2 protein-coding genes are annotated in these 1137 nt (G+C 45.5%); both read right to left on the bottom strand.

Annotated features, from left to right (window positions below; translation table 11 throughout):
* Positions 1-542: 3-oxoacid CoA-transferase subunit B (locus D7V20_RS19225; protein ID WP_120385405.1), on the bottom strand; the 542-nt coding region annotated here is incomplete at its 3' end.
* Positions 543-561: 19 nt separating this feature from the next.
* On the bottom strand, positions 562-1137 hold a 576-nt coding region (locus tag D7V20_RS19220), incomplete at its 5' end, for a 3-oxoacid CoA-transferase subunit A (RefSeq protein WP_120385404.1).

The raw sequence follows: 1137 nt of genomic DNA, 5'->3' as shown, positions 1-1137 counted from the left end.
ACACATAGATCAGTATAAATACGATCTACACAGTGTTTACCTGTCACAGGATAAGTCAGTTCCGCCACAATTTTTGGTTCACCCTGTTTAGTGACATGGTCTGTGGTAATAAAAACTTGTTTTGCACCGACAGCTAAATCCATCGCTCCACCCACCGCAGGAATTGCATCGGGTGCACCCGTATGCCAATTGGCTAAATCACCATTCTCAGCAATTTGAAATGCGCCGAGCACTGCAATATCAAGATGACCGCCGCGCATCATGGCAAAGGAATCACCATGATGGAAAAAGCTTCCCCCTTGCAGCATGGTGACATATTCTTTACCTGCATTGATCAGTTCAGGGTCTTCTTGACCTGGTGCTGGAGGTGGGCCAAAGGCCAATAAACCATTTTCAGAATGTAGAAAAACGTCTTTATCTGCAGGTAAATAACTGGCAATTTTAGTGGGTAAGCCAATCCCTAAATTGACATAAGCACCATCTGGAATATCTTGTGCTACACGTTCAGCAATTTGATCACGGGTCAGTTTGCTATAGCTCATGCTTGTTCTCCCAATCTGATTATTGTGCAGGGGTGACAGCAACAACATGCTGTACAAAGATACCCGGTGTGATGATCTGTTCAGGATCAAGTGCACCGAGTTCTACCACCTCAGAGACTTGTGCAATGGTGACATCAGCAGCCATCGCCATGATTGGACCGAAGTTACGTGCAGATTTTCGATAAACCAGATTGCCCCAACGGTCGCCTTGTTGAGCTTTGATTAAGGCAAAGTCAGCACGTATTGGGGTTTCTAATACGTAGTTTTTACCTTGATAATTTAAGGTTTGTTTGCCTTCTGCCAATAAAGTACCAAAACCAGTAGGTGTATAAATTGGGCCGAGCCCCATACCTGCGGCTTGAATACGGCAAGCGAGGTTGCCTTGCGGAACCAGTTCGAGTTCAATTTTGCCAGCACGATAGAGTTCATCGAATTCCCAAGAGTCTGATTGGCGTGGGAAGGAGCAGATGATTTTACGCACTGCACCTGCTTTGAGGAGTTTGGCTAAGCCATAATCGCCGTTGCCTGCGTTGTTGTTGATAATAACGAGGTCTTTGACGTTGAGTTGGATTAAGCCATCAATCAATTCTGCTGG

The sequence above is a fragment of the Acinetobacter rongchengensis genome (genome assembly GCF_003611475.1).
Classification (GTDB): domain Bacteria; phylum Pseudomonadota; class Gammaproteobacteria; order Pseudomonadales; family Moraxellaceae; genus Acinetobacter; species Acinetobacter rongchengensis.
The sequence above is the reverse complement of the archived record's forward strand: the minus strand, read 5'-3'. Positions and strand labels throughout refer to the sequence as shown.